The sequence below is a fragment of the Streptomyces sp. NBC_01216 genome, from assembly GCF_035994945.1.
GTDB lineage: Bacteria > Actinomycetota > Actinomycetes > Streptomycetales > Streptomycetaceae > Streptomyces.
In genome coordinates this window covers 932,269-946,318 of sequence record NZ_CP108677.1, presented here as the reverse complement: position 1 = coordinate 946,318, position 14,050 = coordinate 932,269, and the positions used below count along the sequence as shown (strand labels likewise).

Annotated in this window: 17 protein-coding genes; 7 read left to right on the top strand and 10 right to left on the bottom strand. The window is 71.3% G+C overall.

The genetic code is table 11. From position 1 onward, the window contains the following. Positions 1-62: 62 nt before the first annotated feature. Positions 63-869 (top strand): SAM-dependent methyltransferase, encoded by an 807-nt coding sequence (locus OG393_RS04155; RefSeq protein ID WP_327373193.1) that lies wholly within the window; start codon positions 63-65, stop codon positions 867-869. Positions 870-946: 77 nt separating this feature from the next. Here OG393_RS04155 and OG393_RS04150 read toward each other — a convergent pair whose 3' ends face one another. Both OG393_RS04150 and OG393_RS04145 read right to left on the bottom strand, forming a co-directional pair. Further along, positions 947-2,848, bottom strand: coding sequence for a M64 family metallopeptidase (locus tag OG393_RS04150; RefSeq protein ID WP_327373192.1), 1,902 nt, complete (start codon positions 2,846-2,848; stop codon positions 947-949). A 68-nt stretch (positions 2,849-2,916) separates the two neighbouring features. Further along, the gene (locus OG393_RS04145) at positions 2,917-4,260 is read right to left on the bottom strand and encodes a 6-phospho-beta-glucosidase (RefSeq protein ID WP_327373191.1); all 1,344 of its coding nucleotides are present in this window, start codon (positions 4,258-4,260) and stop codon (positions 2,917-2,919) included. 17 nt (positions 4,261-4,277) lie between these two features. Between OG393_RS04145 and OG393_RS04140 the strand changes: the two genes are divergently transcribed. Beyond that, the gene (locus OG393_RS04140) at positions 4,278-4,670 is read left to right on the top strand and encodes a VOC family protein (RefSeq protein WP_327373190.1); all 393 of its coding nucleotides are present in this window, start codon (positions 4,278-4,280) and stop codon (positions 4,668-4,670) included. A gap of 289 nt (positions 4,671-4,959) precedes the next feature. On the opposite strand, the gene OG393_RS04135 is transcribed toward OG393_RS04140, so the two are convergent. Together OG393_RS04135 and OG393_RS04130 are read right to left on the bottom strand one after the other, a co-directional pair. After that, positions 4,960-5,364: a hypothetical protein gene (locus tag OG393_RS04135; protein WP_327373189.1), complete on the bottom strand. Its 405-nt coding sequence runs from the start codon at positions 5,362-5,364 to the stop codon at positions 4,960-4,962. Next, positions 5,361-5,639 carry a hypothetical protein gene (locus tag OG393_RS04130; protein WP_327373187.1) on the bottom strand — a complete coding sequence of 93 codons (279 nt, stop codon included), beginning with the start codon at positions 5,637-5,639 and terminating at the stop codon, positions 5,361-5,363. The genes OG393_RS04135 and OG393_RS04130 overlap by 4 nt, the downstream gene beginning before the upstream one ends. A 170-nt stretch (positions 5,640-5,809) precedes the next feature. Between OG393_RS04130 and OG393_RS04125 the strand changes: the two genes are divergently transcribed. After that, positions 5,810-6,247 carry a YchJ family protein gene (locus OG393_RS04125; RefSeq protein ID WP_327373186.1) on the top strand — a complete coding sequence of 146 codons (438 nt, stop codon included), beginning with the start codon at positions 5,810-5,812 and terminating at the stop codon, positions 6,245-6,247. Between the two features lie 177 nt (positions 6,248-6,424). Here the strand turns inward: OG393_RS04125 and OG393_RS04120 are convergent, their stop codons facing one another. The 5 genes from OG393_RS04120 to OG393_RS04100 all read right to left on the bottom strand — a co-directional run bounded on the left by OG393_RS04120 (position 6,425) and on the right by OG393_RS04100 (position 10,321). Continuing rightward, positions 6,425-6,622 carry a hypothetical protein gene (locus tag OG393_RS04120; RefSeq protein ID WP_442817399.1) on the bottom strand — a complete coding sequence of 66 codons (198 nt, stop codon included), beginning with the start codon at positions 6,620-6,622 and terminating at the stop codon, positions 6,425-6,427. A gap of 673 nt (positions 6,623-7,295) precedes the next feature. Next, positions 7,296-8,360, bottom strand: a complete 1,065-nt coding sequence (locus OG393_RS04115; protein ID WP_327373185.1) for an ATP-dependent DNA ligase — start codon at positions 8,358-8,360, stop codon at positions 7,296-7,298. A 365-nt stretch (positions 8,361-8,725) separates the two neighbouring features. Continuing rightward, the gene (locus OG393_RS04110) at positions 8,726-9,571 is read right to left on the bottom strand and encodes a helix-turn-helix domain-containing protein (RefSeq protein WP_327373184.1); all 846 of its coding nucleotides are present in this window, start codon (positions 9,569-9,571) and stop codon (positions 8,726-8,728) included. Between the two features lie 11 nt (positions 9,572-9,582). Continuing rightward, the gene (locus OG393_RS04105) at positions 9,583-10,107 is read right to left on the bottom strand and encodes a DUF6879 family protein (protein WP_327373183.1); all 525 of its coding nucleotides are present in this window, start codon (positions 10,105-10,107) and stop codon (positions 9,583-9,585) included. Then, positions 10,088-10,321: a hypothetical protein gene (locus OG393_RS04100; protein WP_327373182.1), complete on the bottom strand. Its 234-nt coding sequence runs from the start codon at positions 10,319-10,321 to the stop codon at positions 10,088-10,090. Before OG393_RS04100 ends, OG393_RS04105 begins: the two co-directional genes overlap by 20 nt. Positions 10,322-10,496: 175 nt before the next feature. Between OG393_RS04100 and OG393_RS04095 the strand changes: the two genes are divergently transcribed. Both OG393_RS04095 and OG393_RS04090 read left to right on the top strand, forming a co-directional pair. After that, positions 10,497-10,700, top strand: a complete 204-nt coding sequence (locus OG393_RS04095; RefSeq protein WP_327373181.1) for a hypothetical protein — start codon at positions 10,497-10,499, stop codon at positions 10,698-10,700. Positions 10,701-10,711: 11 nt separating this feature from the next. After that, on the top strand, positions 10,712-10,918 hold the full coding sequence (locus tag OG393_RS04090) for a hypothetical protein (protein ID WP_327373180.1): 207 nt from the start codon (positions 10,712-10,714) through the stop codon (positions 10,916-10,918). A gap of 328 nt (positions 10,919-11,246) precedes the next feature. On the opposite strand, the gene OG393_RS04085 is transcribed toward OG393_RS04090, so the two are convergent. Then, positions 11,247-11,459 carry a hypothetical protein gene (locus OG393_RS04085; RefSeq protein ID WP_327373179.1) on the bottom strand — a complete coding sequence of 71 codons (213 nt, stop codon included), beginning with the start codon at positions 11,457-11,459 and terminating at the stop codon, positions 11,247-11,249. 372 nt (positions 11,460-11,831) lie between these two features. Here OG393_RS04085 and ligD point away from each other — a divergent pair, with 372 nt between their 5' ends. Both ligD and OG393_RS04075 read left to right on the top strand, forming a co-directional pair. Beyond that, the gene (gene ligD / locus OG393_RS04080; protein WP_327373178.1) at positions 11,832-12,851 is read left to right on the top strand and encodes a non-homologous end-joining DNA ligase; all 1,020 of its coding nucleotides are present in this window, start codon (positions 11,832-11,834) and stop codon (positions 12,849-12,851) included. A gap of 153 nt (positions 12,852-13,004) precedes the next feature. Further along, positions 13,005-13,886, top strand: coding sequence for an alpha/beta fold hydrolase (locus OG393_RS04075; protein ID WP_327373177.1), 882 nt, complete (start codon positions 13,005-13,007; stop codon positions 13,884-13,886). Positions 13,887-14,050: the final 164 nt, after the last annotated feature.

Here is a 14,050-nt window from a genome sequence, read left to right as displayed (position 1 = left end):
CCCGCTCGTCGCGTAACTCTTGCTGCAGTGCCAGTAGTTCTCTCCGCCGACCAGGAGCCCCGATGACCCAGGACCCCGCAGCCGCAAGGATCGACACCAGCAAGCCGCATCCCGCGCGGATGTACGACTGGTTCCTGGGGGGCAAGGACAACTACCCGGTCGACGAGGAGATGGCCAGGCAGCTCCTGACCGTCGACGCCCGGGGCAGGGACATGGCCCGGGTGAACCGGGCCTTCATGCACCGCGCGATCCGCTGGCTCAGCGCCCACGGCGTACGGCAGTACCTCGACGTCGGCACCGGCATCCCGACCGAGCCCAACCTGCACCAGATCGCCCAGCAGGTCGCGCCCGACTCGCGGATCGTCTACTGCGACAACGACCCGATCGTGCTCGCGCACGCGGCCGCCCTGCTGCGCTCGACCCCCGCGGGGGCCACGGAGTACATCCAGGCGGACGCCCGCGAGCCTGAGATGATCCTCGAAAGGGCCGGAAAGGTCCTTGATTTCGACCAGCCAATCGCCCTCTCGATGCTCGCTCTGCTGCACTTCGTGGGGGACGAGGACGGAGCCTACGAGCTGGTCGCCAAGCTGGTGGAGAAGCTCGCACCCGGCAGCTACCTCGTGCTCTCCCACGTCACCGGGGACTTCGATCCGGAGGGCGCGGCGAAGGCCGCCGGCATGTACCGGGCGAGGGGACTGACTCTGCGACCCCGCTCGCGCGACGAACTGGCCGCCTTCTTCGAGGGCATGGAGTTCGTCGAGCCCGGCGTCTCCCTCACCGCGGAGTGGCATCCGGAACTGGGCGAGCCCGTTCCGGTCGCCGGCGACGACCCGATCCCGGGCTGGGCCGCGGTCGGGCGCAAGCTCTGACCGTCCCTCCGCCCGCCCCGTGACGGGAGAGGCCCGCGGACCGTGAGGGGCGGCGGGCCTCTCCCTTCGACAGGCTCTCAGGAGGCCGGCTTCACCAGCGTGACCCGGAAGGCGGACGGGGCGCTCACGTTGCCCGCCGCGTCGACGGTCCGGTACTCCACCGTGTGGGTGCCGTAGTCCGGTGCCGCGTCATCCCACGGCACGGCCCGGCTCCGTCCCAGCTTGCCGTAGACCAGACCGTCGATGAGCGTGCCGCTCGGCGAGAAGCGGAAGGGCGCGTCGGCGTCCGTGGGCCAGCCGTAGTAGGTGTACCACCCGTCGCCGTCCACCCGGAACTGACGCACCACGGACCCCGGGTGGTCGTCGCGCGCCGTCAGCCGCATCGTGAACGGCCCGTCGTAGACGTACTCCACGGGCCGCCCCGGCCGGCGCACGGTCCGCAGTGGCTCCGACAACGCGTACCCGGCCGTCGCCGGGCGGGCGTCCACCGTCCACCGCAACGCGCCCCGGACGCCCGGGACACGGGCCGTCAGGGTGTGCGTACCCGGCGCGAGGCGCAGCGAACGCAGGTCGAGGTCACGGTCGTTTCCCGGATTCGCGAGGGGACGGCCGTCGAGACTCCAGCGCACCGTGAGCACGCGGTCCGTCGGATGGGTGGTGTCGGCGTACACCACGGATCGCGCGCCGACCGGGTTCCCGCTCGGGGTGTGGCCGGTGAAGGCGGCCGGGACCTTCTCCCGGGGCGTCGTCCGGGAGGGGTTCACCGTCCAGGTCACGGTACGGGTCAGCGCCGTCGAGGCGCGCACCGCCGGATCGCGCACGAACGGCGTCGGGTCGCTCACCGTCACGGTGAGCGTGTGGTCGCCGGGGGAGAGGCGCAGACGCCGCAGATCCACACTCCGGGCGTTGCGGGTGGCCAGCGGCCGTCCGTCGAGCCGCCACCGCACCGAGAGCTCACCGCCCACGGGATGCAGGGTGTCCACCCAGACGGTCCGGTCGGTCCCCAACGGAGCCGAGTCGTCCGTGTGGCCCTGGACCAGATCCACCCTCGCCGAGATCGCCTGGACCATCACCTCCCGCTCCACCTGGTCGAAGGCGTAGCCGAGGGTCTTCATCAGCGAGTGCCGGCTCGGCCGCCAGACACCCCGGGTGCTGTACATCCCGCCCTCGTGGCGGCCGATGATCCCGCCCGAGGCGCTCTCCTCACCGAGCCAGCGCCACCACTTGGCCCCCCGCGCCCGCATCTCCTCCTCGCTCAGCAGCGTGTGATGCGCGGAGGACGGTTCGGGACCCGCGTAGCTCTCTCCCGGCACGCCCCGCGCGTAGTAGTCGTACTCGTCCTGCAGCCCACCGAGCGAATGTCCGATCTCATGCGGGGTGATGAGGGACGACAGGGCGTTCCCGCCCGAGGCGGTGGCGTACCTTCCGCCCGCGCCGCCGTAGGTGTCGCTGTGCGCCAGGGCGACGATCTGCCGGTTCGCGGCGTTCGTCCCGGGGACGAGATCGGCGAGGTCGCCAGCGAGCCGGCCGTCCACGGTGAGCAGCCGGCGCACGCTGCCCGGGTCGCAGCCGCCCCAGAAGCCCATGCCCAGGGCGGTGTCGCGACGCGGCGCGTCCAGCCCCGGATCACAGTCGACGCCGGACTCGCGGGACGCGACCTCCACCGCCCAGACGTTGACGTACGAGCGGTACGAGGCGAACGGCTCCACACTCCACAGCACGTTCAGATGTCTTTCGACGTCGGCGCGGAACACCGGCATCTCCTCGGCCGTGTACCCGTCGCCCATGACGACCAGGTTGAACCGCTGTGCGGCGGGGCCGGTGTTCTGGAGGGGGACCACGGTGGCGGCGTCGGTGACCGCCGGGGCGGCGACGACCGCGGGCCCGGCTCCCACCAGCCCCACGGCCAGCAGACAGCCCGCGAGGAGTCTGGCGACCACCCCTCGCGCGCGCCGGATACCCAAGCCACATGAGGTCATGGGGCGCGAGCGTATGGCGTGTCCCGAGCCTCGTAAAGACGTCCGTCGGCCGACGTCGGCCGTCCACGTCAGCTTCGCAGATAGGCAAGACCCGGATGCTCGGCGGTGTAGCCGTCCAGCAGCCTGCGGGCCACGGACACCGAGTCGACCAGCGGATGCAGCGCGAGGGCCTTGACGGCCGTCGCCCGTGATCCGCTCTCCGCCGCCGCCAGGACCTCGCGTTCCACGCCCTTGACCGCCGTCACCAGACCCACCGCGTGGTACGGCAGCGGAGCCACCGTCACGGGGTGGGCTCCCGTCGCGTCCACGAAGCAGGGCACCTCGACGACCGCGTCGTCGTCCAGCACCGAAAGCGTGCCGCGATTGAGGACGTTGAGGATCAGCGTGGCGCGTTCGTTGCGGGCGACGGCCCGCATCAGCGCCAGGGCGACCTTCTCGTACCCTCCGGACTCCAGGTCCTCCTCGGCGCGCTCCCCGACACCCGCGGCCTTCCGGTTCGCCGCCATGTACGTCGCCTCGCGCTCGGCCAGCGTGCACCGCCAGGCCGCCAGCGCCCCCGTGCCGGGCTCGCCCGCCTCCCGGTAGAAGCCCGCCTGCTGGTCCCGCAGATAGGCGCCCCGCGTCCGTTCGGCCTGCCGGTACGCCCGCACGGCCTCGCGGTTGAAGTAGTAGTAGTGCAGGTACTCGTTGGGGATCGCGCCCAGGGAGCGGAGCCATTCCGGGCCGAAGAGCCTGCCCTCCTCGAAGGAGCCGAGCGCCCGCTCGTCCCCGAGGAGCCGGGGCAGTTCGTCCCGCCCCCCGACGCGCAGGCCCCGCAGCCAGCCCAGGTGGTTGAGTCCCACGTAGTCGATCCACGCCTCGTCCGGGTCCGCGCCCAGCAGCCGGGCGACCCGGCGGCCCAGACCCACCGGGGAGTCACAGATGCCGACGACCCGGTCGCCCAGGACGCGCGACATGGCCTCGGTCACCAGACCGGCCGGATTGGTGAAGTTGATGACCCAGGCGCCGGGCGCCACCGCGGCGATCCGCCGTGCGATGTGGGTCGCGACCGGCACCGTCCGCAGCCCGTAGGCGACACCGCCCGCCCCGACGGTCTCCTGCCCGAGCACGCCCTCGGCGAGCGCGATCCGCTCGTCCGCCGCCCGGCCTTCCAGCCCGCCGACGCGGATCGCCGAGAAGACGAAGTCGGCTCCGCGCAGGGCTTCGTCCAGATCGGTGGTCGCCACCACCTCCGGGGCGTCCCGCACCCCCTCGCCCTGCTCGGCGAGGACCCGGGAGATCGCCGCGAGCCTGCCGGAGTCGAGGTCGTGGAGCGTGACACGGGTGACCCGCCCTTCGGCGCGGTCGCCGAGCAGCGCTCCGTACACCAGGGGCACCCGGAAACCGCCGCCTCCGAGAATCGTCAGTCTCATGGTCGTACGCTACCGGGATGCACGTACTGAGCAGCCGGATCCTGCTGCGGCCGGCCGACCCCGAGCGCTCCCGGCGCTTCTACGGCGAGACGCTCGGGCTCGCCGTGTACCGCGAGTTCGGCACCGGCGCCGAGCGGGGCACCGTCTACTTCCTGGGCGGCGGCTTCCTCGAGGTCTCCGGGCGCGCCGCCGCGCCGCCGCCCACGCCGGAGCTCCGGCTCTGGCTCCAGGTCGACGACGTGCGCGCGGCGCGCGAGGAACTGCGCGGCGAGGACGTCGTCGTCCTCCGGGAACCGGTCACCGAACCCTGGGGCCTCGTCGAGATGTGGATCGCGGACCCGGACGGGGTGCGGATCGTCGTCGTGGAGGTACCAGAGGCACACCCGCTCCGCTTTCGGCCGGGCCTCTGACCCGCGACGGGCATCCCGCCGGCGGGGGAGGGCCGACCGTGGCGCCTTCGTCCCCGAGGGACCGGCCGACGTCTTCTCCGCGGTTCGAGGAGCCGCTCAGGGGTCAGCGGCACCGGGAGTCCGCAGTGGACCCGGTCGGATGCGGCGCGCGACGGCGGCGGTCACTCGACCAGCCTGTGATGTCGAGCGCCGCAGCGACCGGATCCGCTTCCGGGTACCCGGCCCGTACGACTGAGCTCCCCCGCCGAAGCGGACCGTGGTTCGGGACTCGCGTGCGGTGCTCGGTGGCCTATCCCGTGAAGCTGCGCTCTCGGGGTGGCGGTGGCGCGGGCCAGCTTCGCCGCGGTGCCGCGCGCGCTTTCGAAGGCCGCCACGGGGTCCCGCCCTCGCGCCAGGGGCCGGCACCGCACCAGGGACCGATGAGGCGGAACTGCTCCAGGGCGGCGGCGTACATCCTCGACCGGAGCATGAAGCGCGCCGGCAGGTGGCGCAGGGCGGGCAGGCGCTCGTCGTCCGGAGCCACCTCGGCGAACGGCCGCGCGATCTCCCCGAGGCGTGCCCTCGCCGCGGGTGTGGCGGACAACACGGAAGGGCCGGACCGCCAGGTCAGCTCGCTCAGGGCGTGCAGGGAGATCCCGGCCGGCGAGCTGCCGGCCGGGGCCTTGCGGACCGCGTCGCGGGCGAACCGCATCATCCGCCGGTCGCTGCCGAACCACGTGGCGCACCAGTACCGGAGCGCCTGCCAGTGCCCCTCGTGGTGGGGGCGCGGGCGACAAGCCCTTCCCACAGGGGCCGGAAGCGGTCGTGGCCGTACTGGGCTCCGCGGGCGGCGGTGACCATGACGACCCACGGTCCCGGGTTCGCGGGGTCGAGCAGCGCGGCCTCCCGCGCCTCCAGGATCGCGGCGGGGAGCATGTCGCGGAAGCGGTTCATCCGCTCCGTCGGGACCTCGTGGGTGTACGCGGCCACGGTCGGGGGATCGACTTCCGGTTGAGCATGCTCCGCAGCATCCCGGGCCACGGCTGGGTGGCGGGCCCGGTCAGGCCGTTCAGTGGAGCGAGACGTGCGGTCCGGCCCCGGGGCCGGACACGGAGCAGCCCGGGTCGTGGGCCTCGCCCTGGGCCGGGGACAATGGCGGCATGTCCCGACGCGCCAACCGCCGCCCCCGGCGGTCCTCCCTCCCCGCGATCAGCGCGGACGCGCCCTGTCCCTGCGGTCTCCCCGCCGCCTACGGGGAGTGCTGCGGACGCTTCCACGCCGGTACGGCCGCGGCCCCGACCGCCGCGCTCCTCATGCGTTCGCGCTACAGCGCCTTCGTCGTCCGCGACGAGGCGTACCTGCTGCGCACCTGGGCTCCACGGACCCGCCCCGGCGACGTCGGCTTCGACCCGGCCCCGCGCTGGGGCGGACTCGACATCCGGGAGACGACGGACGGTACCGCCTTCCACCGGTACGGCACGGTGACCTTCGTCGCGCGGTACGCGCACGGCGGTGAGGAGGGCGTGCTCCACGAGCGCAGCCGCTTCGAACGTCACGACGGTGCCTGGGTCTACGTGGACGGCGACTTCCTGGAGTGAGGGCCGCTCCGGTGCCCGGGGCCGCCGCCTCGCCGGGGGCGGGCACCCCCGCGGCGCGCACCGGACGGCGCGGGGCGCGTGGGGGCCGGCGGACCGGTGGGACGTCGCTGTGGCCGGCCCCGCGCGCGGGCCTCCTCGTCCGTGGGGCGTCGCGGTCCCCGGGCGAAGGCCGGTGGACTACCTCGGGCGCACCGGCAGCAGCGGATGGTGCTTGGCCAGGATCTTGTTCGCGCGTGCCAGCGCCGCGAGGGCGTGCTCACGGTCCGCCCGGTCCTCCGCGCAGAGCGGCCCGCGGAACCGGTACACCTCACGTGCCGCGCTGTCGGCGTCGACCTCCGCCTGCAGGACGTGCAGCGGCAGGCATGAACCGATCATGGCGGCCACGCGGTCGGGAATCGGGACGGGGACGAGGGGCGAGGGCGAGGTGATCACGGGTAGTCCTTGTGGGTCCGGTGCCGAGGTGGGGTCTCTCCTCTACATACGTACCGGATGCGGTTCAGGGTTCGTCGACGGGGATGTCCCGGCCCGGCGACGACGCGCGGGCCCCCGGCGCGGTATGCGGCCCGGCCGCGGACCGGGGTGCCGTGACGGCACGCGGGCGGTTCACCGTGTTCCCGCAGGTGCGGCGGACGGGGCGCGATCTTCCCGGCCGCCCCCGGCGGTGGATCGCGTGGATGTTCGTCGAACGCGAGGCCGGGAAAGGGGTGTCGAGGGCTCGTCACCCCGCCGGTGAATGTGAAGCATCTCACGTCCCCCCAGGGCGACTTCGGGTTTGATCGCGCGCCGATACGGTTGAGACCCGGACGACTTCGGGGTGGACGGCGAGCTGTCGCGGCGGGTGCGGACAGGTGGGGCGCGGGACTACGGGTGGGTGGAGCGGCCGGCCCGGAAAGGGGCCGTGGTGTGTCGCCGGGAGCCGGCGGTGCGTCAGCCGCCGGGCGCCCGGAGCCGATCCGCCCGGAGTCGATCCCCCCGGGGCGGTGAGCGGGTGCGTCCCCCGCGCCGCGGTTCCCGGCGTGCCGCCGCGCGAGGTGTCCTGGCGTCGATGTCACCCGGGGGTCAGTACCTCCGCCAGGTCGTAGGAGAGCGGCTCCTCCAGTTGCCCGTATCCGCAGGACCGGGGATCGCGGTCCGGACGCCAGCGTCTGAACTGGGCCGTGTGCCGGAACCGGTCGCCCTCCATGTGGTCGTAGCCCACCTCGCAGACCCGCTCCGGCCGCAGCGCCACCCACGACAGGTCCTTCTTCCCCGACCAGCGGCTCGGGGCCCCCGGCAGCCGGGCGCCCTGATGTGCCGACTCGTCCGCCCACGCCGCCCACGGATGTCCCCGGGGAGGGTCCATCCGCAGCGGCTCCAGCTCGGCGGCCAGCTCCGCGCGCCGCTGGGCGGTGAAGGCCGCGCAGACGCCGACGTGCTGAAGCCGCCCGGCGGCGTCGTACAGGCCGAGGAGCAGTGAGCCGACGACGGGACCGCTCTTGTGGAAGCGGTACCCCGCCACCACCGCGTCGGCCGTCCGCTCGTGCTTGATCTTGTACATCAGTCGGGCGTCCGGCCGGTACGGCAGGTCGGGCGGCTTGGCGATCACCCCGTCCAGTCCGGCTCCCTCGTACTGCTCGAACCAGCGTGCGGCCACCTCCGGATCCCTCGTCGCCGGTGCCAGGTGGACCGGTGCGTCGACTCCGCGCAGCGCCTCCTCCAGGGCCGCCCGGCGGCGGCTCAGCGGAGCGTCGAGCAGCGACTCGTCGCCGAGGGCGAGCAGGTCGAAGGCGATGAATCGGGCAGGAGAGGTCTCGGCCAGCATCCGCACCCGCGAGGCGGCGGGGTGGATCCGCTCGGTGAGCCGGTCGAAGTCGAGGCGCCCGTCGTGCTCGATCACGATCTCCCCGTCGACCACGCAGCGCTGCGGCAGCCGGGACGGCAGTGCCGCGACCAGTTCGGGGAAGTAACGCGTCAGCGGCTTGCCCGTGCGGCTGCCGATGACGAGCTCCGGACCGTCGCGGTGGACGACGGCCCGGAAGCCGTCCCATTTCGCCTCGTACTGCATCCCGGGCGGGATCTTCTTCACGGCCTTGGCGAGCATCGGCTTCACAGGCGGCATCACCGGCAGATCCATGGGGCTCACCTGTCTCTATTACTGTCAGTGATCAGGAATCCGTTCCCGTCACTTCCCGTCCGTTCCGGTGGATTCTGCTTGGTTTGTGCCCTGAGATGTGCCCTGCCTCGGCTGCCCCAGGAGTCCGCTCAGTCCCTGCTCAACGGCCAGCCGGGTGGTGCTGGCCGAGTCCGGCCAGAGGTGGCTGTACGTGTCCAGCGTGATCGCCGCTGACGAGTGGCCAAGCCGCTTCTGCACCACCATGACCGACTCCCCGTGCTTGATCAGCAGTGACGCGTGAACTCTTCCACCGTGATGGCCGGTCGATTCTCGGTCATGGGGTCATGATGCGCTCCTGAAGCCCTGTCGGCACGTCGAGTTCTGCCTCACAGGGTCGCCAGGGCTGCATCTATACGGCCGCGCGCCTCCGCCCCGTAAACGGCGACCCGGGCCAGTTCCGCGAACGCCCTTAGATAGGTGTGCACTTCGCTTGGGGCGGTGATATTGACCTCTGCCGTCAGGGTTTCTACGGCTACCTGGGCGTCATCGAACGCGTAAAAGGCTTCCAGGGGCCAGACGGTACGCCGAGCCCCTGACGGGATGATCCCCAGGGACACGTTCGGCCGGGACATCACCTCATGGAGGTACCGGAGCTGTCCAGCCAACTCGGTTACGCCGCACACCTGGTAGTAGAGAACGGCCTCTTCGAGGAGCAGCCCGAACCGGTGGTTCCCTTCATGCACGACGCGGGACCGGTTGAGGCGTGCCTGTACGGCGTCGGCCACGTCATCGGGGGTGCCCTGGAACGCGGTGATGGAGCGCAGGACCCCTGTGGCGTAGTCGGCGGTCTGGAGCATCCCCGGCACCAGGTTGGAGGCGTACACGCGGAAGTGAGTCGTCCGCTCGTACAGGGGAACGGTCTTCTCGTGGACCCGACGCATCCCGTCCCGGTGGATCTGCCGCCAGTGGACGTACATGGACTCGGCGGTACGGGACGCGACGATCAGGTCGGCCGTCTGGTCCTCCGCTCCGCAGGCTTGGCACCAGGCCCGGATGTCGGCATCGGAGGGGGCCGTCTTGGCGCGTGCGATGCGGGAGGCTTTCGACTTGTGCCACCCGCACCGCGCGGCCAGTTCATGCCCTGTGAGTCCGGCGTCCCGTCGTATGCCGTCCAGTTGGGCAGCGATGGCCGAGCGAGCAGCCTGGGCGGTGGACAGCGGCGATGTGGGCATGAACTGGTATCTCAGATCGTGTACTTGTCGTGCGGGGTGGCCAGGTCCCAAACAGCCTCGAAGGCGTCGGCGCAGAGGCCGGCTGTCGTCTGGTCGTCGGTCTGGTCGGTGTGGACCCAATGTCCATCGCCGTCGAACACGTTGAACTGGACCAGCTTGCCGTCGAACATCCAGAAGTCGTTCCCGGGAAGAGCGAGGCCGGACGCCAACCGGCGTGGGAGCCAGCGGATTTCCTCGCCCGCGGCGATGTTGGTGAAGGTGAACGAGTGCTCGTACCGGATGTACTCGCTGGGCGGTTCGCTCACGATCCGGGCCCGGCGTAGCCGCACCCCCTTGGCGGTGATCTCCTGCACCACGTCGAGCCAGGGACGCCACCACGATTCGCGGTCGTCGGGATCGAGCCGGTGGCCCTGCCGCCACGCTGTGAAGCGCTCGTTCTCGTTCGGGATGGCGTACACGTCGCGCATCTCCAAGTGAACGGCGGATCGCTCAGCCGACCGGATCAGATCGGTGAAGTTACTCAGGCTCTGCGCCATCAAGTGCCTCCCTCAGCAGCGGAATCATGCGCTGCGGCAGCCGCACCACGCTCTCGTGGGCGGGGAGCGGGCTGTCCTTGACGGTCCGGGCGATTGTGTCGGCATCGGCCGCCACGCCCTGAATGACGAGATCCTGCGATTCCTCGTCCACCCACACCGCCGGGCAGCCGTGATCTCCGGACTCCGGGTCTTTCCCTACGAACCGTAGGCCCATGGCCCCTCCTCAAGTCCATCCGGGTTGCAGTCGGTTGCACGCAACTTCATGGTGTCAAGTCTGGGCGTCAAGGCTGTTCAACGCGTGTGTGCAACCGCGTGCAACTTCGTGGACGGTGCCCTTCCCGTCTCTCTACAGTCGGGCTCCGGTTGCCGAGAACCCCTGGGGAGACACGATGCGCCACAAGGCCACCCAAGAGCCGCCGGTAGTACTGCCGGTGGGCTTCAACGCGTGGTTGCTGGACTGCGCCCCAGTCTCCGGCTGCGGGACGTGTCAGGCCGAGTGGCGGAGCCTCACGATCGCCAAGGAGGCCGGGGACATCGACCAGGCCGCCAAGCGCGCCGCGAAGGTCCGCGAGCACGCCGCCGGGAGGCACTGATGGGGATGGACATGCAGACCTATCGGGACGGCCGTGAGGCGGCTGCGAACGCCGCGGAGGCCATCCGTGCCGCCCTGGTCGGGCTGGGCCTGCCGGAGCGGGTGTGGGGCAGTGTGCGGCCGATGGTGACCCACAGCGGCAAGCCGTACGTGCACCTGGGCATGGTGCGCGCCGACGCCGCCGAGCGGATCGCGGAAGCCATCAGGGCCGGCGAATAGGTCCCGCGCCCAACTCCACTGCGATGCACCCTGATTGTCGGTGCCTGGTGCGACAATCTCACCCATGAGTCATGAGTTGCTCTCGCCTGACATGTCCCTCGCCCTTGACGCTCCGCAGAACAGCGCCATTGCACGCGGGAACCTGACTTCCTGATCACTCACAAGGGGCGGGCAGGTGTGATCGAGGTGGACGGGCCCCACCATGAGGGCCCCAAGCGAGCCTCGAACGATCACAGCCGAACCCGTCTCCTGATCAATGCCGGGGTCGAATGGGTTGACCGTCTGGACGTGCGGGACACCATGGAGAAGGCGGAGGTGCAGAAGTTCGTCAACAACTTCCTGTCGCGCCTCGGCCGCCGGTAGCTGTCCGTTCACGAGCTTCCTGGGCGGCGATCACCTGATCTATGAGGCCGTCCGCCCAGGCGCGCCGCTCGCTGCCTTCGGGGGTCTGCCACTTCATGGAGGGCAGTACGTCAGCCAGGTCGGCGAGGTCTTCGTGATCCATCCAGGCGATGGCTCCGGAGAGGTCGGGAAGCGTCATTTCGATCACCCTCTTGGTCGGGTTCTGGCGTTCCACGCTACGCCGCCAAATGGGCCTCTGACCAGGTGTTTTGTTGCAAACCTCGTCAGTAGCTTGCGGCTCGTGCAAGATCCGTCCCCGCTTGAGGGGCGACTCTTGCACGTTGGCCGGAGCCCCTGGGCTGTGTGCCCTGTAAGTGCCCTGGAGGTCGCGCGGCCGGGCTGTCTTCCCAGCTCACACCGCATGTGCGGTCACTTCGCGTCGTACTGCATCCCGGGCGGGATCTTCTTCACGGCCTTGGCGAGCATCGGCTTCACAGGCGGCATCACCGGCAGATCCATGGAGTGATTGTCCGGTATGCGGTGAATGTCGGCTAGCTCTACGCTGGCGGGCATGGCAGGCGAGGCGGCAGCGACGGAACTGCGAGTGGGGGACCGGATGGTCCGGGTGTCCCATCCCGACAAGGTGTACTTTCCCGAACCCGGCTACACCAAGCTCGACATGGTCGGCTACTACCTGGCCGTCGGCGACGGCATCACCCGCGCCCTGCGGAACCGGCCCACGACCCTGGAGCGCTACCCCGACGGGGTGACGGGCGAGTCCTTCTTTCAGAAGCGGGCCCCCAGGTACATGCCCGACTGGATCCCGACCGCGCACATCACCTTCCCCAGCGGCCGGTCCGCCGACGAGATGTGCCCGACCGAGCCGGCGGCCGTGCTGTGGGCCGCCAACCTGGGAGCCGTCACCTTCCACCCCTGGCCGGTGCGGCGGGACGACACCGATCACCCCGACGAACTACGCATCGACCTCGACCCGCAGCCCGGCACGGACTACGCCGACGCGGTGCGCGCCGCCCACGAACTGCGTGCCGTCCTGGACGAGGCCGGGCTGCGGGGCTGGCCCAAGACCTCCGGCGGTCGAGGGCTCCACGTCTTCGTCCCCATCGAGCCCCACTGGACCTTCACTCAGGTCCGTCGGGCCGCCATCGCCTGCGGCCGGGAACTGGAGCGCAGGATGCCCCGCCATGTCACCACCAAGTGGTGGAAGGAGGAGCGCGGGGAGCGGATCTTCGTCGACTACAACCAGACCGCCCGGGACCGCACCATCGCCTCGGCCTACTCGGTGCGGCCCCGCCCGCACGCGCCCGTCTCGGCGCCGCTGCGCTGGGAGGAACTCGACGACGCGGTGCCGCGGGACTTCGACATCAGGACGATGCCCGCTCGCTACGCCGAACTCGGCGACGTCCACGCGGACATGGACGACCGGCGCTTCGGTCTGGAGAGCCTGCTGGAACTGGCCCGGCGCGACGAGGCCGAGCACGGCATGGGGGACCTGCCGTATCCGCCGGAGTATCCCAAGATGCCGGGCGAGCCGAAGCGGGTCCAGCCCAGTCGGGCCAAGAAGTCCGGCTGAGAGTCTGTCGGGTGGCCTTCGATCGGCAGGCTCCGAGCGGCGCCACCCTGGAATCCGCGCCCATGGCTCCGGGTGGGCGCGCTTGAGACCAAAACAGTACGAACGATCGTGCTAGCATTTTCTCATCGCTCCGGCCGACCGAGGAGATCCGGCATGCATCCCCTGGTACCACTCCTGCGCACCTCCCTGAACCTCGCCTCCCGCCTGGCCCCGGGGCCGGCCGGACGCGCCGCCTTCCACCTCTTCGTCCGCCCTCTGGGCCGGGCCCGGCTGCGTCCGGAGGAGGAGCGGCTGCTCGCCCAGGCACGCACCGGCCGGCTGACCGTCAACGGCAAGGGCGTCGTCACCTACGCCTGGGGGGACGGCTCCCGCCCCGTCCTCCTCGTCCATGGATGGTCGTCGCGCGGTTCACGCCTCGCCGCTTTCGTGGAGGCCCTCCGGGAGCGCGGATACAGCCCGGTCCTGTTCGACGGCCCCGGGCACGGAGCCTCGGAGGGGCGGGCCACCGACATCCGCGACTACCGAGAGATCATCCGCCGGCTGCACGCCGAGCACGGCGACTTCGAGGCCGTCGTCGCCCACTCCTTCGGGGTGCTCGGCGCGCTCTTCGCGCTGCGCGACGGCGTACGGACCGAGCGGTTCGTCGGCATCGGCGGGGTCGGCCGCTTCGACTGGCTCGTCGAGAGCTTCCGGACCGGACTCGGCCTCGACCAACGGGTCATCCACCGGATGCGTCTCCATATCGAAGAGGGACTGTTCTCCGGAGAACCCGACATCTGGCGACGTCTGAGCGCCACCTGGGCTCCCGGGGACCTCGACGCGCCCGTCCTGCTGTTCCACGACACCGAGGACGAGGTGGTGTCGCCCGCCCAGTCCCGGGCCATCGCCGAGGCCCATGGCGAGCGCGCCCGCCTGGTCGTCACCAGCGGACTCGGGCACCGCCGCATCCTCGCCGATCCGGAAGTCGTCGCGGCGGCCGTCCGCTTCGTCATGGAACCGGTGCACGGCCGGAGCGAGGCGCGGAGGGCCGGCTGACGCCGGCCGGACGTCGCCTCGGCGGGTGCCGCGACATCCCGGCCGGGAGGGGGTGGAGAAGACCAGGGTGAGCGGGACCGCCGGGACGGGCCTGGTGGCCGGGACCGCCGAGCCGGCCCGGCCCGGTCCCGCACCTGAGCGGCCGGCCGTACCCGAACGGGCGC

What these genes read in the sequence shown, in the direction of transcription:
- OG393_RS04090 (WP_327373180.1), top strand. Translation starts at nt 10,712, where the DNA reads ATGCAGACCTATCGGGACGGCCGTGAGGCGGCTGCGAACGCCGCGGAG.
- OG393_RS04075 (WP_327373177.1), top strand. Translation starts at nt 13,005, where the DNA reads ATGCATCCCCTGGTACCACTCCTGCGCACCTCCCTGAACCTCGCCTCC.
- OG393_RS04095 (WP_327373181.1), top strand. Translation starts at nt 10,497, where the DNA reads ATGCGCCACAAGGCCACCCAAGAGCCGCCGGTAGTACTGCCGGTGGGC.
- OG393_RS04110 (WP_327373184.1), bottom strand. Translation starts at nt 9,571, where the DNA reads ATGCCCACATCGCCGCTGTCCACCGCCCAGGCTGCTCGCTCGGCCATC.
- OG393_RS04140 (WP_327373190.1), top strand. Translation starts at nt 4,278, where the DNA reads ATGCACGTACTGAGCAGCCGGATCCTGCTGCGGCCGGCCGACCCCGAG.
- OG393_RS04105 (WP_327373183.1), bottom strand. Translation starts at nt 10,107, where the DNA reads ATGGCGCAGAGCCTGAGTAACTTCACCGATCTGATCCGGTCGGCTGAG.
- OG393_RS04150 (WP_327373192.1), bottom strand. Translation starts at nt 2,848, where the DNA reads ATGACCTCATGTGGCTTGGGTATCCGGCGCGCGCGAGGGGTGGTCGCC.
- OG393_RS04115 (WP_327373185.1), bottom strand. Translation starts at nt 8,360, where the DNA reads ATGGATCTGCCGGTGATGCCGCCTGTGAAGCCGATGCTCGCCAAGGCC.
- OG393_RS04125 (WP_327373186.1), top strand. Translation starts at nt 5,810, where the DNA reads ATGTCCCGACGCGCCAACCGCCGCCCCCGGCGGTCCTCCCTCCCCGCG.
- OG393_RS04120 (WP_442817399.1), bottom strand. Translation starts at nt 6,622, where the DNA reads ATGATCGGTTCATGCCTGCCGCTGCACGTCCTGCAGGCGGAGGTCGAC.
- OG393_RS04085 (WP_327373179.1), bottom strand. Translation starts at nt 11,459, where the DNA reads ATGACGCTTCCCGACCTCTCCGGAGCCATCGCCTGGATGGATCACGAA.
- OG393_RS04155 (WP_327373193.1), top strand. Translation starts at nt 63, where the DNA reads ATGACCCAGGACCCCGCAGCCGCAAGGATCGACACCAGCAAGCCGCAT.
- OG393_RS04145 (WP_327373191.1), bottom strand. Translation starts at nt 4,260, where the DNA reads ATGAGACTGACGATTCTCGGAGGCGGCGGTTTCCGGGTGCCCCTGGTG.
- OG393_RS04135 (WP_327373189.1), bottom strand. Translation starts at nt 5,364, where the DNA reads ATGATGCGGTTCGCCCGCGACGCGGTCCGCAAGGCCCCGGCCGGCAGC.
- ligD (WP_327373178.1), top strand. Translation starts at nt 11,832, where the DNA reads ATGGCAGGCGAGGCGGCAGCGACGGAACTGCGAGTGGGGGACCGGATG.
- OG393_RS04100 (WP_327373182.1), bottom strand. Translation starts at nt 10,321, where the DNA reads ATGGGCCTACGGTTCGTAGGGAAAGACCCGGAGTCCGGAGATCACGGC.